The organism is Paraburkholderia sediminicola (assembly GCF_046027355.1).
GTDB classification, from domain to species: Bacteria; Pseudomonadota; Gammaproteobacteria; order Burkholderiales; family Burkholderiaceae; genus Paraburkholderia; species Paraburkholderia sediminicola_B.
On record NZ_JAQQEK010000029.1, the window covers coordinates 92,790 to 111,422 of the forward strand.

Consider the following 18,633-nt stretch of genomic DNA (forward strand, 5'->3'; position numbering starts at 1 on the left):
TTCCCGATGATATGCGTGTTAGCACCAATGACAGGCAATTGTAGGCGGGATATCAATAGACACCGCTCGTGCGGCGGCGCATCCTGCGGGACCGGAGCCGAGGTCTCGAAGCGTCCGTGAGGCGCGATCAGGCCATCGTCTGATACAGCGCGTCATTCTCATTACGTTTGCTGATGTTTTATTCATACCAACATGGACCTCAGGCAAATCCAGTATTTCATCGCGCTCTTCGAGGACGGTTCGGTCACGCGGGCGGCGAAACGCCTGAACATCGTGCAGCCCGCGCTCAGCATGCAGATCGCCAAACTCGAGGACGAACTGCATCAGCAGCTCTTCGAGCGCAATGCCCACGGCATGGCGCCGACGGCCGCCGGCCGGCTGATGTACCGGCTCTTCCTGCCGATCATGCGCGACCTCGCGCACGCGCGCCAGCAACTCGTGCAGCGCGACGAGGTGGTGACTGGGCATGTGTCGATCGGGCTGATCGCGTCGGTCACGGAGAGCGTGCTGGCCGACGCGCTGTCGCGTTTTCACGCGCGTTACCCCCATGTTGAAGTGACGGTGGCGGACGGCTACAGCGCGACCTTCATCGACTGGGTGGCGGGCGGCCAACTCGACGCGGCGCTGATCAACAAACCGCGCGCGCGCCTTTCGCTCGACGCGCAGCCCTTGCTCGACGAAGAAATGGTGCTGGTGACGAGTGCCGAGCACGGCCCCGAGTTGCCGCATGCGATCGAACTCGCGCAATTGCCCGAACTGGAGCTGGTGCTGCCGACCAAGCGCCACGGCTTGCGTGGCGTGCTCGATACAGCAGCGCAGCATGAAGACGTGCTGCTCGCGCCGCGCTTCGAGATCGACGTGTTGAGCACGATCGTGAAGCTGGTGGAAAGCACGCACTTCGCGACCATCCTGCCGCGTATCGCCGTGCAGCGCGCGGTGCGCCGGGGCAGCCTGCGCGCCTATCCGATTCTCGCGCCGCGCATCGTGCGGCATATCGTGTGTGTGAGCCATCCGCGACGCCCGTTGAGCGCCGCGGCGGATGCGCTGGTGTCGATCATCGCCGACGAATTGCGCCAGGTGTCGAGCGCGTCGGAACTGGATGCATCGCTGAACGGGCCGTCCAGCGATGCATCGAACGATCCGCGTTCAGCGGCATTGCCCGGGGAACGCTCCGCATGAACGTGGCGCGGTGAATTGCACGCCGTCAGCCTTTGACAGCCACCGGCGCGTCGACGTCATGCGCCTTCAGACCGGACACCGTCACACGCAAGCCGGGCCGGCCCTCGTTGTTACGCAGGGAAAGATCCATCTGATGCCGCTCGGCGATGCGCGACACGATCGCGAGCCCGAGGCCGCTGCCCTCGCCTTGCGCTTCTTCGCCGCGATAGAAGCGGTCGAAGACCCGTTCGAGTTCGGCCTCCGGAATGCCCGCGCCCGTATCGACGACCTCGAAGCCGACGCGCGTACCGGCACGCTTCAATATCACGTCGACGCGGCCGCCGCGCGGCGTATGCCGGATCGCGTTGTTGATCAGATTGCCCAGCAGAACGCTCATGCCGTGCGGCTCGGCCAGCACGGTATAAGCATCGCCCTTCGTGCGCGCGCCCTCGCATTCCAGACCGATGTCGATCTCCTTCGTTTCCGCCAGCATCGAAAAATCACCCACGGCCTGCTCACCGATCCGGCGCAGGCTGGCCGGCACCATCGACGTGACGGGATGCGCATCTTCACGCGCCAGCGTCAGCAGTTGCTGCACCAGGTGAATGATGCGATTGACGCGCCCTTCGACACGTTCGAGCGTTTGCCCTTCGCCCTTTAACGAACCGTCGCGTGACGCGGCCTGCAATTGCAGCTTCAGCGCGGCGAGCGGCGAGCGCAACTCGTGCGCGGCATCGGCGATGAACGTGCGCTGCGCCTGCGACGCCGTGTGCAGCCGTTGCAACATATCGTTGAGCGCCTCGACCAGTGGCTTGATTTCGACCGGCACGCTGCCGTCCAGACGCAGCGGTTCGAGCGAATCCATCGTGCGGGTGGACAGCGCGCGCGACAGCCCGCCTATCGGCGCCAGCCCGCGCGCCACCACCAGCAGGACCAGCACGATGGTCACCGGCACCAGCACGCCGAGCGGCCAGAGCGTGTGCAGCGCGAGTCGCAGCGCGAGGTCTTCGCGCACGGAGATGGGCTGCGCCACCTGGATATAGCGCTGCGCCTGCTGCACGGCGAAAGTACGCCAGTGATACTCGCCGCGCTCCACCGTGTTGAAGCCCGCGGGCTGGCGCGGAAACACCGGCGCCTGCAGCGAGTGATAAATCAGCTTGCCGGCGGCGTCCCAGATTTCGATCACGACCCGGTCGTCGGCCAGACCGCCCAGGTCGGGGTCGCGATGTTCGCCGTCGCCCGCGCCGGCGAGATTCGACGGCAGCGACAGCGCGATCGTGCGCAACTCGTAATCGAACAGTTCGCTCGCTTCCTCGCGCGCCGTATGGAAGATGCCGTAGCCTGCCACGCCCGAGGCGGCCGCCAGACCGAAAATCAGCCAGCCCAGCAGCCAGCGGCGAATCGACGTCATCAGCACCTCTTCAGACGGTAGCCCACGCCGCGCACGGTCACCACCTGGTCCGCGCCGATCTTGCGCCGCAAACTATGCACGTGCACTTCGATCGTATTGCTGCCCACTTCCTCGCCCCAGCCGTACAGCTTTTCTTCGAGTTCGGTCTTGGTGAACACGCGCGTCGGCTCTTCGATCAGCGCTTGCAGCAATGCGAATTCGCGCGGCACGAGCGGCAGCGGCTCGCCGGATTTGGTGACTTCGTGCGCGGCGGGGTCGAGCGTGAGCTCGCCATGTGCGTATATTGGCTGCTTCTGGCCGGTGCGGCGCCTGAGCAGCGCGCGCACGCGCGCGGCCAACTCGTCGAGATCGAATGGCTTGATCAGATAGTCGTCGGCGCCGGCGTCGAGGCCGCGAATGCGTTCGTCGACGGCATCGCGCGCCGTCAGGATGATGACTGGTGCCGCGCCGCCGTTTTTGCGGTAGACGTTGAGGACGTCGATGCCGTCCTTCTTCGGCAAGCCGAGATCGAGCAGCACGAGGTCGTACACACCATTGCCGAGCGACAGCTCCGCCGCGCGGCCGTCTTCGGCCCAGTCGATCGCGTAGCCGGCGCGGCGCATCGCGCCCAGTACGGTTTCCGCAATCATGTCGTCGTCTTCGACCAGTAACAGCCGCATGGTCCCTCCTCTCCCGTGTTGGCCCCGGCATTGTCCCGCCCGGTAGCTTAACGCTTCCTTATGGCTTGCTTATGTTTTGCTGAAGGGACGCTGAAGGGATCCTTAAATTGGCGTTAAGCGTGTCTTAAGCAGTCCATCAGCAGAATCGGCTCCTGTTTTTCGGCATCCCTTCCCGGATGCCTCACTCTTCATTCAGGAGCCGGATTTTGCCCGTTATCAAAGCCGCGCGAGCGGTTATATCAGCGGTCGTGTCCATGCTTGCCGCGGCCGCGAGGCCAGCGATCAAACCCGCGCCGCGACCCCATGAACGGCTGCGCGCGTTCGTGCCACTCTGCGCGCTGCTGATGGGCGGCTGCACGTGGTATCACCGCGAACCGCTCGCGCCGCAGGATACGTCCACCTCCGTGCGTTCGCTCGAGCGCATCCGCATCGATCCGTCGAGCATGCCGCTGCCGGAGCTGGCCGCGCATCGCTTCGACCCATCCGACGGGCTCGATATCGACGAAGTCGCGATGCTCGCGGTGGCCAACAATCCCGACCTCAAGCTGGCCCGCGACGACCTCGGCATCGCCCGCGCTCAAGCCTACTCGGCAGGTCTGCTGCCCGACCCGCAATTGAGCGTATCGAGCGATTATCCCGGGCAGATCGGCACCACGCGCGCGTTCAGCTACGGGTTGAGCATGGACGTGATGGCGATCGTCCTGCGCAGCGCCAACAAGCAATCCGCCGATGCCACCGTGACGAAAACCGATCTCGGTCTGCTGTGGCAGGAATGGCAGATCGTCGCGCAGGCGCGGCAGTTGTTCATCAAGACGCGCTTCCAGCAGGACACGCTGCCGCTTTTGCAGCGTCAGCGCGACCTCGCGCGCACGCGCTACGAACGCATGGCCGAAGCGCGCCGCGACGGCAACCTCACCGACGACACGCTGAGCGCCGCGCTCCTCGCCTATAGCGACGCCCGCAAGCAATACACCGATGCCGAACGCGCAGCCGAGCAAACGCACCACGATCTGAACGCGCTGCTCGGCGTCTCGCCCGAGGTGCAACTGCAACTCACCGGCAGCGAAGACATCGAGCCGCTCTCCGACACGACGCTCGACGCCGCACTCACCGGACTGCCTCGACGCCGCCCTGATCTGATCGCCCTGCAAGCGGGCTACGAGGCGCAGGAACAAAAATATCGCGCCGCGATCCTCAGCCAGTTCCCGAGTCTGTCCGTGGGCTTCGTGCGGGCGCGCGATACGTCGAATATCTACACGAGCGGCTTCCAGATCAACCTGAGCTTGCCGATCTTCAACCGCAACCAGGGCAACGTCGCGATCGAGAAAGCGACCCGCCAGCATCTGCGCGACGAATATCAGGCGCGGCTGAACAACGCTTACGCGGACGTCGCGCATCTGCGCGCGGACAACGCGATCCTCACGCGGCAGTTGCAGCAGACCGAGGCCGCCTTGCCCGATGTCGACGTCGCCGCCCGGCACGCGGCCGCGGCCTACGCGGAACACAATCTCGCGCTCGGCGCCTACACCGACGCGCAAAGCGCCGCGCTCACCAAACAGATCGACGTCGCGACGTTGCGCGAGTCGCTTGCCGAACAACGCGTCGGCTTGCAGGCGCTGCTCGGCAGCGCGATTCCCGACGCCTACTCCACCGCTTTGACTGACTCCGACACTCATGCGAAATAGCCTGATTTCAGCGCCGCGGCCGCGCATTGCCGCGGGTGCGATCTTTATCGCCTGCGCCACGTTGCTGTGCGCCGGCGTCCATGTGGCCCGCGCGGCAGCGCCCGCCGCCGATGCCACCGAGCAACCCGTGGTCGCCGTCCAGACCGTGCGCGTGCAGCGCGCCGAGATCGCGCAGCCGGTGCGTGCGTATGGCATCGTCGCGGCGTCCGCGTCGAACCTCACCACCGTCAATCTGCCGTACACCGCGCGCATCGTGCAGATGCGCGTACAGCCGGGGCAAACCGTGACGCGCGGCGCGCCGCTCTTCGTCGTGCAGGCCGACCCTGCCGCCGTCCTCGCGGCCACCCAGGCGAAAAGCGCCCTGACGCTCGCACAAGGCGAGCTGGCACGCACGCAATCGCTGTACGACAAAGCGCTCGCCACGCAGTCGCAACTCGCCAGCGCCCGCAAGGCCGCTGAAGACGCGCAGCAGGCGCTCGCCGCGCAGAACCAGACAGGCGTGGCAAGCGGCAACAAGATCATCACCGCGCCAAACGACGGCGTGGTGCTGCAGGTCACGGCGGCTCAGGGCGACCAGGTGCAGCCCGGCGCGGCGATCCTGCAACTCGCCGGCGGCAGCGGCAAGGACGCGCGCGCCAACGTGATGCTCGGCGTCGAACCCGCCGATGCCGCCGCGATCCACGCCGCCGACACCGTCACGTTGCACGGCCTGTCCACGTCGCTGGCGCAGATGTCGGCGAACGGCCACGTGGCGCTGGTCGGCGCCTCGGTGGATCAGCAGAGCCAACTCGTCGATGTCGGCGCGAACGTGCCGCTCGGTCAGACAGCCTTCATTCCCGGCACGCGCGTGAGCGCCGACATCGCGACCCGCAGCGGCACACACTGGATCGTACCGCGCGCCGCCGTGCTGAAAGATGCCAAAGGTGCCTACGTGTTTCAGATCACGTCGCAGAACAAGGCGCGCCGTGTGGCGGTGGCCACGCAGGTCGAGAACGGCGAGCGCTACGGCGTGGATGGCGCGCTCGACGCCGCTCAAGGGCTCGTGGTCAGCGGCAACTATGAGTTGAAGGACGGCATGGCGGTGCAAATCAGCGGAGGCGCGCCGCGATGAATTTCGGCCAATGGATGCAGAAGCACCGCCGCTCGCTGCTGTTCGTGATCGCGTTGCTGGCGATCGCGGGCGCACTGACCGCGTTCCGTCTGCCGATCTCGCTGTTCCCGAACGTCGCGTTTCCGCGCGCCGTGGTGTCGCTCGACGCGGGCGACCGCCCCGCCGAACAGATGGCCACGCTCGTCACGATGCCGGTCGAGGAAGCGCTGCGGCGCGTGCCGAACGTGCGCGACGTCGAATCGAAGACGAGCCGCGGCGCGGCCGAAATCTCGATCAATTTCGACTGGGGCACCGACATGGCGCAAGCCACCTTGCAGGCGCAGTCGGCCATCAGCGAGATTCTCGCGACGCTGCCGCAAGGCACCTCGATGCAGGTGCGGCGCATGGACCCGACCGTGTTTCCGGTGCTGGCGTATAGCCTCACTTCGCAGCGACAGTCGCTCTCCGCGCTGCACGATCTCGCGCAGTTCCAGATGCGGCCGTTGCTGTCGTCGGTGGAAGGCGTGGCGCGCGTCGACGTGACGGGCGGCGCGCAGGACGAGTTCGAAGTCGCGATCGATCCCGCGCGACTCGCCGCGTACAAACTCTCGCTGTCCGATGTGTCGAAGGCGATCGGCGCGAGCAATGTGCTGATGGCGAACGGCCGCATCGAGGATCACTACAAGCTCTACCTCGTGATCGCCAACACCACCATTACGCGGCTCGACGAACTGCGCAACGTCGTGGTGTCGGCCAACGGCGCGACGCAGATTCGCCTCGGCGACATCGCGACCGTACGTCAGGGCGTGGTGCCGCAATGGATGCGCGTCACCGCCGACGGCCAGGACGCCGTGCTCATCAACGTGTATCAGCAGCCGGGCGCGAACAGTGTCGCGATGGCCAAGGCGATCCGCGCGAAACTCGCCGGTTTCCAGCATCAGATGCCGGCCGGCGTGCATCTGTCGAATTGGTACGACCAGAGCGAACTGGTGATCGCCTCGGCCACCAGCGTACGCGACGCGATCATGATCGGCGTGGTGCTGGCGGCGTTGACGCTATTTGCCTTTCTGCGCAACTGGAAGATCACCGCGATCGCCGTCGCGCTCGTGCCGGTGGTGATGGCGGCGACGATCCTCTTGCTCGACGTGTTCGGCATGGGCTTCAACATCATGACGCTCGGCGGCATGGCCGCCGCCGTCGGTCTCGTGATCGACGATGCGATCGTGATGATCGAACACATCGTGCGGCGCATGCGCGAAGGCGGCGCACGCGCATTTCATGGCCGCGTGATGGCGGCGGCGCTCGAATTCACGCGACCGCTGGCCGGCTCGTCGGCGGCGACGCTGATCATTTTCGTGCCGCTGGCGTTTCTATCGGGCGTGACGGGTGCGTTCTTCAAGGCGCTCTCCGTGACCATGGCGAGCGCCCTGTTCATTTCATTTCTCGTCACGTGGCTCGCGGTGCCGATTCTGTGCGACCGCTGGCTGAAACCGAAAGACGCCGAGGAACACAAGGAAACCCGCTTCGCCTCGTGGATGAACCGGCGCTACGCGTTTCTGGTCGAGCGCGTCACCGCGCGGCCGGTGCTCGTGTTTCTGGGCCTGCTGCCGCTGATCGTGGTGGCCGCGTTCGCGTTCACCCGCGTGGGCAGCGGTTTCATGCCGAGCATGGACGAAGGCGGTTTCGTGCTCGACTATCACACTGAACCGGGCACGTCGGTGACCGAGACCGACCGGTTGATGAAGCAGATCGAAGGGATCATCCGCGCGAATCCGAATGTCGCGACCTATTCGCGCCGCACTGGCGCAGGTCTCGGCGGGGACCTGAACGAGCCCAATAAGGGCGACTTCTTCGTGCGGCTGAAGTCGGGCAATCGCGAACCGATCGACACCGTGATGGAAGAAATCCGCTCGAAGGTCGAGACCCAGGTGCCCGGCGTGAGCATCGAACTCGCCCAGTTGATGGAGGATCTGATCGGCGACCTGACGGCCGTGCCGCAACCGGTCCAGATCAAGATCTATTCCGACGACCCGAACACGCTCGACACGACCGCGCGCAAGGTAGCGGCGCAGATCGGCAAGATCCAGGGCGTGGTGGATGTGAACGACGGCATCAATCCGGCCGGCGACGCCCTCGAATTGCACATCCGGCCCGAAGCGGCCGCAGCCGAAGGCATGGACCCGCAGTCGATCGCGCAGGCCGTGTCCGATATGGTGGAAGGCAACGTGGCCACGCAATTCCAGAGCGGGCCGAAAACGGTCGGCGTGCGCGTGCGCGTGGCCGGCGCGATGAAGCTCACGGATACGCAACTGGGGCAGTTGCAGATTCGCGCGCCTGACGGCCATCTGTTCGCGCTCGATCGCGTCGCCGATCAGGTGACGGTGACCGGCCAGCCGGAAATCAGCCGAGACAATCTGAAACGGATGGTGGCGGTGACCGCGCGCATCGACGGCCGCGATCTCGGCTCGACGATCGCCGACGTGCAGAAGACGCTCAGCGATAAGAGTCTGCTGCCGAGCGGCGTGTATTACGAATTGGGCGGCCTGTATCAGCAGCAGCAGATCGCGTTCAAAGGGCTGCTGAGCGTGTTCGGCGCGGCGATTGCGCTGGTGTTCGGCTTGCTGCTGTTCCTGTACGAGCGCTTTCGCGTCGCGCTGGCGGTCATGGCGATGCCGTTGCTGGCGACGGGCGCGGTATTCATCGGCTTATGGATCACGGGCATCGAGTTGAACATCTCCGCGATGATGGGCATGACGATGATCATCGGCATCGTGACCGAGGTGGCGATTTTCTATGTGTCGGAGTTGCAGGGGCTCGTGCGGGACGACGAGATGCCGTTCGAGGACGCATTGCTAAGCGCCGGGCGTAATCGCCTGCGTCCCATCGCGATGACGACGATTGCCGCGATTCTGGCGCTGCTGCCGCTGGCTTTTGCATTGGGGCAAGGGTCGGCGATGCAGCAGCCGCTGGCGATTGCGATTATTTCGGGGTTGATTGTTCAGCTGCCGCTGGTGTTGTTGTTGCTGCCGGTGCTGTTGAAGTTGTTGATGAAGAGGGAGGCGATTTAAGCTGCAACGTGCGCGGTTTATCCGATCTGTGCGCCTGTGGCTCGCCGCGGGCGCACCTCCGATTCAGTTGACGCAATGAGAGACCTACACCTTCAGCACATCACCAAACCCGCCAACCCGCACCCCCGCCGCCCGAATCGCCATGGCCACCTTCGGCGACAACAACGCACGCAATTCATCCTCGTGCCGATACATCCTCATCCCCTCACTCAACGCCCGCTCCCCCGCCACCGCGGGATGGCAGTAAATCTCCCCCACCCCATGCGGCAGATCGGCGAGCGCCGCCAGCCACGCCGCCTCATCCATCCGGCCGCTATCCGCGATCCCCACTACATAATCGTTATGCGCGACGCCGGCGCGATCCAGACGCGCCTTGACCCGCGCGATCCACGGCCGCAACCACAGCGGCGCATTCGCTTCGAACGGCAAGCGCATGGCCTTCATCCCATACTCGCGGCCGATGTCCAGAATCAGTCCGAGCACCGTCGGGTGCAAATGAAAATGCTTGTGCGTGTTGACATGGTCGAGCGTCAGACCGGTCTGCGCAAAGGCCTCGAACTGCGCGCGAATTTCCCGCGCAAGCTGCTTGCGCACATGCGGTAAAAAGAAAAACCGCACGCCGTCGCGCACCATGTTGTCGCCAAAGCGGCCATGCTCATCGAGCAACGCGGCAATCCCCGCGCGCGGCGTGACCGCGTCGCCGTCGGCCAGCACCAGATGCAGGCCGACACGCAGTCTCGGCAAGGCGCGGGCGCGCGCCACCGCGTCGCCGGCAGCCGGTGCGCCGATCATCAGGCTCGCGGCGCTCAGCACGCCGTCTCGATGCGCCTGCTCGACCGCCAGGTTCACCCGCGCGTGCAGGCCGAAATCATCGGCGGTCACGATCAATGCGCGTGGCTTAGCCGCCATCCGACGCCTCCATGACATCCATCACGTTCAACGCGCCGTTGCGCGCGGCCCTCGACGGGGAAGCCTCGACGGGCACGCGCGCACCGCGCCACATCACATGCGAGCCGAACACGGCGGCGCACCACTGCAACGCCAGCAACGTATCACGCAACGGCACCAGCGGCAGATCACGCCAGAACGTACGCTCACGACGCGCCGAGCGCAGATGCATCAACAGACGCGCGGCCAGGCCGGCGGCGGTGCCGGTCGCGCTCGTGAACGCGGCCCACGCGTGCAGCACGTCGGACGAACCAGCCGCAAGGCCGGCAGTGAGCCACGCGCCGGCCACGAGCCAGGGCGTGGGAAATGTGACGAAGAGGAACGCGAAACCCGGCGCATTTACCGAGCGAATCGTACGCAGCCAGCGTGTTTCGCGCTGCCACAGGGCGGAAAACGTCGGCTCGATCACGTCGGTGGCCACCATCACGCGCGAGAGCACGGTTTGCAGGCCGAGGGCGCGCACGTGTTCGGCCAGCCAGTAATCGTCCGCAAGACAGTTTTTCAGGGCCTCGAAACCGCCGATGCGCTCGAGCGTCGCGCGCCGCAACGCGAGCGTCGCACCAAAGCCGAAGCGGCGCGAGCCGGCCGCGTGCGCGACACGCACCGACGGCGCGAACCATTCGTTGATGAAGAGCGCGCCCACGCGCGGCCAGAAGCCGCCGATGCCCCGCGCCACGTAGAGACACGTGACCACGCCCACCTGTGGATCCGCGAGCGGCGCGGCCACGCTGTCGAGATAATCGGCTTCGACGGCAATGTCGCTATCCGCAATCACGATCACGTCATGGCGTGCCCGCGCCGCCATGTTGATCAGATTGCTGACCTTGAGATTGCTGCCGTGCACGCGCGTGTCGATCGCCAGTTCGATGTCGTGCAAGGGATAGGCGGCCTGTAAGCGGCGCACCGCGGCAATCGCGGGATCGTCCGGCGAGGACACGCCGAGCACGAGTTGGAAATGTTCATGACGCTGGTCGCAAAAGGTCCGCAGATTGTCGTACAGACGCGGCTCCGCGCCGCACAGCGGCTTGAGTACGCTGACGCCGACATGCTCGAAGCGATCCAGCGGCCGCGAAGCTTGCGAGACGGAATAATAGGCACGACCGGCCGCGCCGAGGCGCGAGCCAAAAAACGGCATCGCGACCGCCGCCAGCAGCGCGTAAAGCGACGCGCATGCGCAGCCGGCTAGCAGGATCCATTGGGATGCCGTCACTGCGTGCGCCGCCATCGTCCGGTTCCGTCAGTGCTCGGCCAGCACGAACGCTCTGCCGGTCAGGCGCAGATGAAGAATCACGAGCCAGCGCCGCGGACAATCCGAGGCAATCGCGACCGGCCGCGCCAGGCGGCTGGTGCCAGTCGCGTAATGGCCCTGCAGCGCGAGTTCGAAGGCGGCGTGCGCGAACTGGCGCGTCACGATCACGCCGCTCGCGATCACCGCGATGGCGAGCAGCCGGAACGGCATGGAACTGAAGGCGCTGTGCGAAAGCGGCAGCACTAGCAGCGCGAGAAACGCGAGCAGCTCGGCGCCCATGGCGGTGAGCGAGGCCACCATCAGGTGGGCGCGCAGCATGTCGACGGTGGCTGGCTTCATGGCTGGGTCTCGTGACCTGACGGAATGCCCGGCGCCTGATTCGACGCAACTCGTCGGCGCGACTCGTCGGTGTGGAAAAGCACCGACTGTCCATCCCATCGATGTGCTTACGATTGAACTGCAACAACGTTGCAACAGACCCGCCGCCGCGTGCCCGCGATGACGCCGCGACAGCGATCTGTTGAGGGGCGATAGTAGCGATCCAAGCTGAAGGAAACCTTAAGGAAGAAGGCGTATAAAGCGAGGGATGAACAGCATGGTTAAACTTCGGATTAGGGTCCGGCGCTTGCTTGAATATCGCGGCTGCCGTGCAATGGAACATCGAACGGAAATAATGGACTCATGCGCGTACTCCTCGTAGAAGACGACGACCTGATCGGCTGCGGTATCGAAGCGGGACTGCGTCAGGCCGGCTTCACGGTCGACTGGGCCCGCGACGGCCACAAGGCCGGTCTCGCGCTCGACACCACCGCCTACGCGCTGGTGCTGCTCGATCTCGGCCTGCCCCGCGTCTCGGGCATGGATCTGCTGAAACGGCTGCGCGATTCGGGCAAGGACGTGCCGGTGCTGGTGCTGACCGCGCGGGGCACGGTGGTCGACCGTGTCGGCGGCCTCGAAGCGGGCGCCGACGACTACCTCGGCAAGCCCTTCGATCTGACCGAACTAATAGCCCGCTGCCGGGCCTTGTTGCGCCGCGCGCAGGGCCGCAGCGTCGAGCACATCCGCTATCAGGATCTGACGGTCAACCCGGCCGCGCAAACCGTCGAAGTGGGCACGACGCGCGTGCCGCTCACTTCGCGCGAATGGGCGATCCTGTTGCAGTTGCTGACCAATCAGGGGATTCCCCAGTCGCGCTCGCGTCTCGAAGAAAGCCTGTATGGCTGGCAGGAAGAAATCGAGAGCAACGCAATCGAGGTGCACGTGTCCAATCTGCGCAAGAAACTCGGCTCGAAACTGATCAAGACGGTACGCAATATCGGCTACGTGGTGGAGAAAGAATGATGGGCGCGTCGATTCGCCGGCGTCTCGTGCTGTTGGTCCTCACCAGCATCGCGCTGGTCTGGGGCGTTGCGCTGGTGTCGAGCTATCGTCAGGCCACACGCGAAGTCGCCGAATGGGAAGAGGCGCGTCTCGCGGAACTCGCGCAGATTCTCGCCCTGCTCGATCAGCGCAATCTGACCACGCTCGCCAACGCGCGCATCGACGTGCGCGAGGAAGAAAAAGGCGGCGAGCCCGGCGCCAACGACAGCGACGACGACGACGCGCTGCCGCGCGACGCGCTGTTCCAGGTGCGCGGCCCGAACGGCGAAGTGCTGGCGGGCAGCCCGCAACTGCGCGAGCTCAAGGCATGGGATCTGCCGGTACCGGCCATGAGCGGTACGCAGGACATCACGCTCGGCGGCCAGATGTATCATTCGTTCACCTTGCGCGACACCGCGCTCGGCCACACCGTGCGCGTGTTCGAGCCGGCCAATACGCGCAGCGACCTGGTGAGCGGCGTCGCGAGCCGGATCGCCCGCCCCACGCTGGTCGCGCTGCCGGTGCTGGCGGTGCTGGTGTGGTTGAGCATCGGCTGGAGTCTGGCGCCGCTCAGGCTGCTCTCGCGCGCCATCCGTTCACGCGACGTGAACCGGCTGGAACCGGTCGACATCGGCCGCGCGCCGACCGAGGTGCGCCCGCTCGTCGATGCGATCAATCTGCTGCTGTCGCGCCTGCTGCATTCGCTGGAGCGCGAGCGCGCGTTCACCGCCGACGCCGCGCACGAACTGAAAACGCCGCTGGCCGCGATCAAGGTGCAGGCGCAAGTCGCGCTGGCGGAAACGGACACGGCGCGCCAGCGGCTGGCGATGGAGCGCGTGGTGCAAGGCGTCGATCGCAGCGCGCGGCTCGCGGAGCAATTGCTGCTGCTCGCGCGTCTGGACGTGCACGAAAAAATCTCGACGGCGCCGCTCAAGCCTGCAACGGTGGCGAAAGACGCGCTGCTCGCCAACGAGCGCAACGCGCAGCAGAAAAACATTCACGTGATGCTGTCGGGCGACATGCGCGCCGAGATCGACGCGGAGCCCGTCTTGATCGGCATCCTGCTCGACAATCTGCTCGATAACGCGATCAAGTACGGGCACGCCGGCGGCAGCATCGAAGTGGCCGTGCAGCACGCCCAGGACCGGGTGCAGGTGACCGTGCGCGACGACGGCCCCGGTGTCGCGCCGGGCGATCTCGACCGTCTGACCAATCGTTTTTTTCGCGCGACCGGCAACCAGGCCACCGGCAGCGGGCTGGGTCTTTCGATCGTCGCGCGGATCGCGGAGCATTTCGGCGCGAACCTGCGTCTGGGCACGGGCATCGGCGAGCGCGGGCTCGCGGTCGAGGTATCGTTTCCCGCTTATGCGCAGGCGAACTGAGGAGTTTGCCGGCGGCGCCGCGCCCGCTCGCCTCGTTCACGACGCTGTGCTCCATCAGCTTCACGCGCCCCGCCCGTTCGTCTCTAAGGCGCGCGCTCGAACGCCCGCTCCGGCGCCCGATTCGACGACTCCGCGAACTGCCACGCAATCAGGCCGGGCACGAACATCACGAGATCGCGAATACGGCGCGCGCCGGCCAGCGCGAGACAGATGGAAGGGTCGAGGCCCAGCGCGCCGCCGATCAGAATGAAACCGCCCTCCTGCACGCCGAGACCGCCCGGCACGAAGAAGGCTGCGCTGCTGATCGCCTGGATCAGCGATTCGATCACCACCGCTTCCACGAGCGTGACCTGCACGCCGAGAAAGTGCAGCGCCAGCCAGATTTCCAGCGACGTGAGGAAGCACTGCAACGGTTGCCAGAAAAACAGATAGCGCAACACCACGCCACGCCGGCGCCAGATCAGCTTGATGGCCTGATCGATCTGCGCCGACTGCCCGACCAGCGCGGCGAGCTTGCCGCTCGTCATATGATTGAGCGCGCGCGTGATGCGCTCGAACGGACTCGCGTGCTGCACCATCGCGAACAGCACCAGCAACGGCGTGAGCACCACCACACCCCACGCCAGTTGTCCGGCGAGCCGCAGCGTGTCGGAATGCGCGTGCGCGAACAGAAAGCCGATGCCGACCATCGTGAAGAGCAACTGGCTGATCACCGTGAGCTGCATATCGACGACGATGCTGCCCACCGCCGTGGACGGCCGCACGCCCCAACGTTTGAGCATGCGAAACGACACCACTTCGCCGCCAATGCGCGCCACCGGCAGCATGCTATTCACCGATTCGCGCACCCATACGAGGTGCAGCATAGTGAGGAGACCGGGACGGTTCGCGCCGCGGATCAGCGAACGCCAGTCGCAAGCGTTGGCGAGCATCGGCAGCACGTGCGCGAGCGCGGCCAGCAGCAGTCCCGCGCCGGCCGCGCGCAGCGCGCCGAGCACGGCGCCGGGATTGTCCTGCCAGACGAGCCAGAGCGACACCAGCAAGCCGGCAAGCGCGGCGATGCGGCCGAGATGCTTCATCACGCGAACACCTCGTGCGTGCGCTTCAGGCGCATTGCCCTGCTTTTAACCGCTGCATTAAAAAACCTGTGCATCATGACCGATCCGTGCTGCCGTTCATTCGTCCTGCGCCGCCGACAACAGGCCATCGCCATCCACCTTGAAGCTGAAGCCTCGCCAGATCACGCGCGACGACCAGAAGCTCGCGACGAAAATCGCAAACGATACGATATCCCATAACGGCAGCAGCCACAGGTCGCGATGCGCCTGCTTCAACGCGCGATCGGACAGCAGCTTCAAGGCGAGTCGCGCGCACATGGCGCCGAGCGCGAGCGACCACGCCCACCACCCGCCGGCCGAGAAAATGACCGCAAGCAGCGCGAACGCGAACGGATGAACCAGCGCCGAGCCGAGATGGCCGAGCGGATCGATGCGGCGTATGGTGCGGCTCCAACGCAGTTCATGCGCGATCAGCTGCGCCGCGCTCGATTCGACGCACGCATGCGAGATGGTGAACGGCGGAATCACCACCTTCTCGCCGATCAGGCGCACCGCCTCGCCAATCGCATGGTCCTCCGCCAGATGCCGCACGAATGGCGTAAAACCGCCGATTTTTTCGAGCGTATCGCGGCGCATCACGATGGTCTGCCCGAAGCACGGGCGCGCGAGCCCGAGCGCGAGACCGGTCACGACACCCGGCAGGAACTGATAGTTGGTCGCCTTGGCCGACAGGCGCGGCCAGAAGCCCGGATCGGGCTGTCCGCGATACGCGCAGGTGACGAGACCGACGCCCGGCTTCTGCAACTCGCCGATCACATTGCGCAGATAGTCCGCGCCGACGCTCACATCGCTGTCGGCGAAAACGAGCACGTCGTGCCGCGCCTGCGGCAGCATGTTGAGGATGTTGCTGATCTTGCGGTTCGGGCCGTACAGGCGCGCGTCGGCCACGACCGTGATGTCCGCTTCGGGATAGAGGCGCCGCAGGTCGTCGACGGTTTGCAGCGCGGGGTCGGCCGAGTCGTGCACGCCGAACAGGAATTGCACGGGCCCTGGATAGTCCTGCCGGCAGAAGCTCGACAGATTGGCGAGCAACGCCCACTCATTGCCGTGCAGCGGTTTAACGATCGTGACCGGCGGAAAGGCGATCGGCTCGGACACCGCTCGCGCGAAGAACCGCCCGATCAACGCGCCGGCGAGCACGGTGTAGCCGACGCCGAAAACCGCGCCAGCCGCGCACGCACAGGCCAGCGTGACGGCGACCAGATGTGCGACGCTCACGCCTCGTGGGCGCGCAGGAAACGGAAGAATTCGACGCCTTCACGCAAGCGCCGTTTCATCATGTCCCAGCTCGTCAACATCTCACGCAGAATTTCCCAGATCTTCGACGGGCGGAAATAGAAACGCTTATAGAAGTTTTCGAGCTGATGGTAAATCTCGTCGCGCGACAGATGCGGATAGCCGATCGCCGCGAGTTGCACGCCTTCCTTGCTCACGAGATTGATCACCTTGTTCTCTTCGAGCCAGCCGTTTTCGACCGCCTGGTTGTAGAGCGTCGTGCCCGGATATGGCGCGGCGAGCGACACCTGGATCGTGTGCGGATTGATCTCCTTGGCGTACTCGATCGTCTTCTGGATCGTGTCCTGCGTTTCGCCCGGCAGACCGAGAATGAAGGTGCCGTGAATCTTGATGCCGAGCTTGCGGCAATCGTCGCTGAAACGGCGCGCGATGTCGGTGCGCAGACCTTTCTTGATGTTCAGCAGGATCTGGTCGTCGCCGGATTCGTAGCCGACCAGCAGAAGACGCAGGCCGTTTTCCTTCATGATCTTGAGCGTGGCGTACGGCACGTTCGCCTTCGCATTGCATGACCACGTCACACCCAGTTTGCCGAGGCCGCGAGCGATTTCCTCGACGCGCGGCTTGAAGTCGGTGAAGGTGTCGTCGTCGAACATGATCTCCTTGACTTCAGGCATGTTGTCGCGAATCCACTTCACTTCCGCCAGCACGTTTTCGACCGAACGCGTGCGGTAGCGATGCCCGCCCACGGTTTGCGGCCACAGACAGAAGGTGCACTTCGAGCGGCAGCCGCGGCCCGTGTAGATCGACACGTACGGATGCTTCAGATAACCGATGAAGTAGTTGTCGATCTTCAGATCGCGCTTGTACACGGGCGCCACGAACGGCAGCTCGTCCATGTTCTCGAGAATCGGGCGTGCTTCGTTGTGCTCGATCGAACCGTCACGGTTGCGATAGCTGAGCCCTTTGATCTGCGCGAACGGTTTGCCCTCGGCGACTTCCTGGCAGGTGAAGTCGAATTCCTCGCGGCAGACGAAGTCGATCGCCTCGCTCGCGGTCAGCGAATTGTGCGGATCGACCGCCACCTTCGCGCCGACCATGCCGATCAGCAGCGACGGCTTGCGCTTTTTCAGGTCTTCGGCGAATAGCGCATCGGTGGGAAAAGACGGCGTGCTGGTGTGGATCACCACCAGATCGTAGTGCTGCGCGATGTCGAGCGATGCCTCGACGGACAGGCCGTCAGCGGGCGCGTCGAGCACGCGGCTGTCGGGCACGAGTGCCGCGGGCTGCGCGAGCCACGTCGGATACCAGAAGGAGCGGACTTCACGCTTGGCCTGATAGCGCGAACCCGCGCCACCGTCGAAGCCGTCATACGACGGCGCCTGCAAGAACAGGGTTTTCATGGATGCTCCAGCAAGCCTTGAATCGGCGCTTTCAGTTCTCTGTCGACAAACTATCGGAACTAGTGCCCGCCAGGAGGCGGGGGAATCGCGCAGATACTACGGAGCAAAGCTGAAGGAAACCTTAAGGAAAATACGGGCGCCGACGATGCCGGCGGCGCGGTTCCATGTGCTTCGAAACAGGCGTCGGAATAGGTGCGGCAGAGAGGATCGAGCGGGCAAAATCCCGCTCGCGGCGCTTTATGTCACGCGCGTGAACGAGCCGCTTCTTTCGCTGTGTGGATCACGCGGAATGATGGCCGGCCGCACGCGTTGCGCGCGCGAACCGGCCATGACGTCAGACCGGCTTGATATCCGCCGCCTGCTTGCCCTTCGGTCCCTGCTTGATTTCAAAGCTGACCTTCTGGTTTTCCTGCAAGGACTTGAAACCTTCGGAACGAATCTCCGAGAAGTGGGCGAACAGATCTTCGCCGCCGTCGTCGGGGGTGATGAAGCCAAAGCCTTTTGCGTCGTTAAACCACTTCACTGTACCGGTTGGCATGTCGATTCCTCTGTGCATCTGGGTTGATTGGGCTGCATTCGCCGAGCTACGCCCGCCGCCGCGGGTGTGCGCCGGATCCTGTCACCGCTGCTCGACTCTACGCTTCTTTGCGCGGCGCTGCTTTGCCCGGTTTTCCGCCGCCGCAGCAGCCATGCCGCAAGACGCATGCCGCGCACCACGGCCGGCGGGGCCGCCGGTGCGATTTCGCACAATCGGATAAGATAATCGGTTATCGGCAGTCCATCCATGGCCGCGCGGGTCCAGCCCAATGTTTCAAGACCGCGCGACCTGTCGTTTTCCCCTACACAGGAACCCCAGCATGGCCACCTCGA

The 18,633-nt window shown here is 65.0% G+C and carries 15 protein-coding genes; 6 read left to right on the forward strand and 9 right to left on the reverse strand.

The window, feature by feature from the left end:
- The first annotated feature begins 192 nt into the window (after window positions 1-192).
- A complete protein-coding gene (locus PQR42_RS35230; protein WP_408389932.1) occupies window positions 193-1,179 on the forward strand; it encodes a LysR family transcriptional regulator in 987 nt (328 codons plus the stop codon).
- Window positions 1,180-1,204: 25 nt separating this feature from the next.
- Here PQR42_RS35230 and PQR42_RS35235 read toward each other — a convergent pair whose 3' ends face one another.
- Together PQR42_RS35235 and PQR42_RS35240 are read right to left on the reverse strand one after the other, a co-directional pair.
- Entirely contained in the window at window positions 1,205-2,569 is a 1,365-nt protein-coding gene (locus tag PQR42_RS35235) for a sensor histidine kinase (RefSeq protein WP_408389930.1), read from the reverse strand.
- Complete coding sequence (locus tag PQR42_RS35240; protein WP_408389928.1) at window positions 2,569-3,228, reverse strand: response regulator; 660 nt, start codon at window positions 3,226-3,228, stop codon at window positions 2,569-2,571. Before PQR42_RS35240 ends, PQR42_RS35235 begins: the two co-directional genes overlap by 1 nt.
- 254 nt (window positions 3,229-3,482) lie before the next feature.
- Here PQR42_RS35240 and PQR42_RS35245 point away from each other — a divergent pair, with 254 nt between their 5' ends.
- The 3 genes from PQR42_RS35245 to PQR42_RS35255 are packed head-to-tail and all read left to right on the forward strand — an operon-like array spanning window position 3,483 to window position 9,071.
- Window positions 3,483-4,913: a TolC family protein gene (locus tag PQR42_RS35245; RefSeq protein WP_408390054.1), complete on the forward strand. Its 1,431-nt coding sequence runs from the start codon at window positions 3,483-3,485 to the stop codon at window positions 4,911-4,913.
- Window positions 4,903-6,024 (forward strand): efflux RND transporter periplasmic adaptor subunit, encoded by a 1,122-nt coding sequence (locus PQR42_RS35250; protein ID WP_408389926.1) that lies wholly within the window; start codon window positions 4,903-4,905, stop codon window positions 6,022-6,024. The genes PQR42_RS35245 and PQR42_RS35250 overlap by 11 nt, the downstream gene beginning before the upstream one ends.
- Window positions 6,021-9,071: an efflux RND transporter permease subunit gene (locus PQR42_RS35255; RefSeq protein ID WP_408389924.1), complete on the forward strand. Its 3,051-nt coding sequence runs from the start codon at window positions 6,021-6,023 to the stop codon at window positions 9,069-9,071. The genes PQR42_RS35250 and PQR42_RS35255 overlap by 4 nt, the downstream gene beginning before the upstream one ends.
- Before the next feature lie 84 nt (window positions 9,072-9,155).
- On the opposite strand, the gene hpnK is transcribed toward PQR42_RS35255, so the two are convergent.
- Genes hpnK through PQR42_RS35270 form a run of 3 tightly spaced genes read right to left on the reverse strand, consistent with a single transcriptional unit; the run spans window position 9,156 to window position 11,607 of the window.
- Window positions 9,156-9,980, reverse strand: coding sequence for a hopanoid biosynthesis-associated protein HpnK (hpnK, locus tag PQR42_RS35260; RefSeq protein WP_408216003.1), 825 nt, complete (start codon window positions 9,978-9,980; stop codon window positions 9,156-9,158).
- Complete coding sequence (gene hpnI / locus PQR42_RS35265) at window positions 9,970-11,244, reverse strand: bacteriohopanetetrol glucosamine biosynthesis glycosyltransferase HpnI (protein ID WP_408389922.1); 1,275 nt, start codon at window positions 11,242-11,244, stop codon at window positions 9,970-9,972. Before hpnI (PQR42_RS35265) ends, hpnK begins: the two co-directional genes overlap by 11 nt.
- Before the next feature lie 12 nt (window positions 11,245-11,256).
- Entirely contained in the window at window positions 11,257-11,607 is a 351-nt protein-coding gene (locus tag PQR42_RS35270) for a hypothetical protein (RefSeq protein WP_408216008.1), read from the reverse strand.
- A 342-nt stretch (window positions 11,608-11,949) separates the two neighbouring features.
- Here PQR42_RS35270 and PQR42_RS35275 point away from each other — a divergent pair, with 342 nt between their 5' ends.
- Complete coding sequence (locus PQR42_RS35275; RefSeq protein WP_408216010.1) at window positions 11,950-12,609, forward strand: response regulator; 660 nt, start codon at window positions 11,950-11,952, stop codon at window positions 12,607-12,609.
- The gene (locus PQR42_RS35280; protein ID WP_408389919.1) at window positions 12,606-14,009 is read left to right on the forward strand and encodes an ATP-binding protein; all 1,404 of its coding nucleotides are present in this window, start codon (window positions 12,606-12,608) and stop codon (window positions 14,007-14,009) included. Before PQR42_RS35275 ends, PQR42_RS35280 begins: the two co-directional genes overlap by 4 nt.
- An 83-nt stretch (window positions 14,010-14,092) precedes the next feature.
- Here the strand turns inward: PQR42_RS35280 and PQR42_RS35285 are convergent, their stop codons facing one another.
- The 4 genes from PQR42_RS35285 to PQR42_RS35300 all read right to left on the reverse strand — a co-directional run bounded on the left by PQR42_RS35285 (window position 14,093) and on the right by PQR42_RS35300 (window position 18,301).
- On the reverse strand, window positions 14,093-15,088 hold the full coding sequence (locus PQR42_RS35285; RefSeq protein WP_408390051.1) for a flippase-like domain-containing protein: 996 nt from the start codon (window positions 15,086-15,088) through the stop codon (window positions 14,093-14,095).
- A gap of 96 nt (window positions 15,089-15,184) precedes the next feature.
- Window positions 15,185-16,345 carry a bacteriohopanetetrol glucosamine biosynthesis glycosyltransferase HpnI gene (gene hpnI / locus PQR42_RS35290; RefSeq protein ID WP_408389917.1) on the reverse strand — a complete coding sequence of 387 codons (1,161 nt, stop codon included), beginning with the start codon at window positions 16,343-16,345 and terminating at the stop codon, window positions 15,185-15,187.
- Window positions 16,342-17,763: a hopanoid biosynthesis associated radical SAM protein HpnJ gene (gene hpnJ / locus PQR42_RS35295; RefSeq protein ID WP_408389915.1), complete on the reverse strand. Its 1,422-nt coding sequence runs from the start codon at window positions 17,761-17,763 to the stop codon at window positions 16,342-16,344. The genes hpnI (PQR42_RS35290) and hpnJ overlap by 4 nt, the downstream gene beginning before the upstream one ends.
- A gap of 334 nt (window positions 17,764-18,097) precedes the next feature.
- A complete protein-coding gene (locus PQR42_RS35300; RefSeq protein ID WP_007181784.1) occupies window positions 18,098-18,301 on the reverse strand; it encodes a cold-shock protein in 204 nt (67 codons plus the stop codon).
- Window positions 18,302-18,633: the final 332 nt, after the last annotated feature.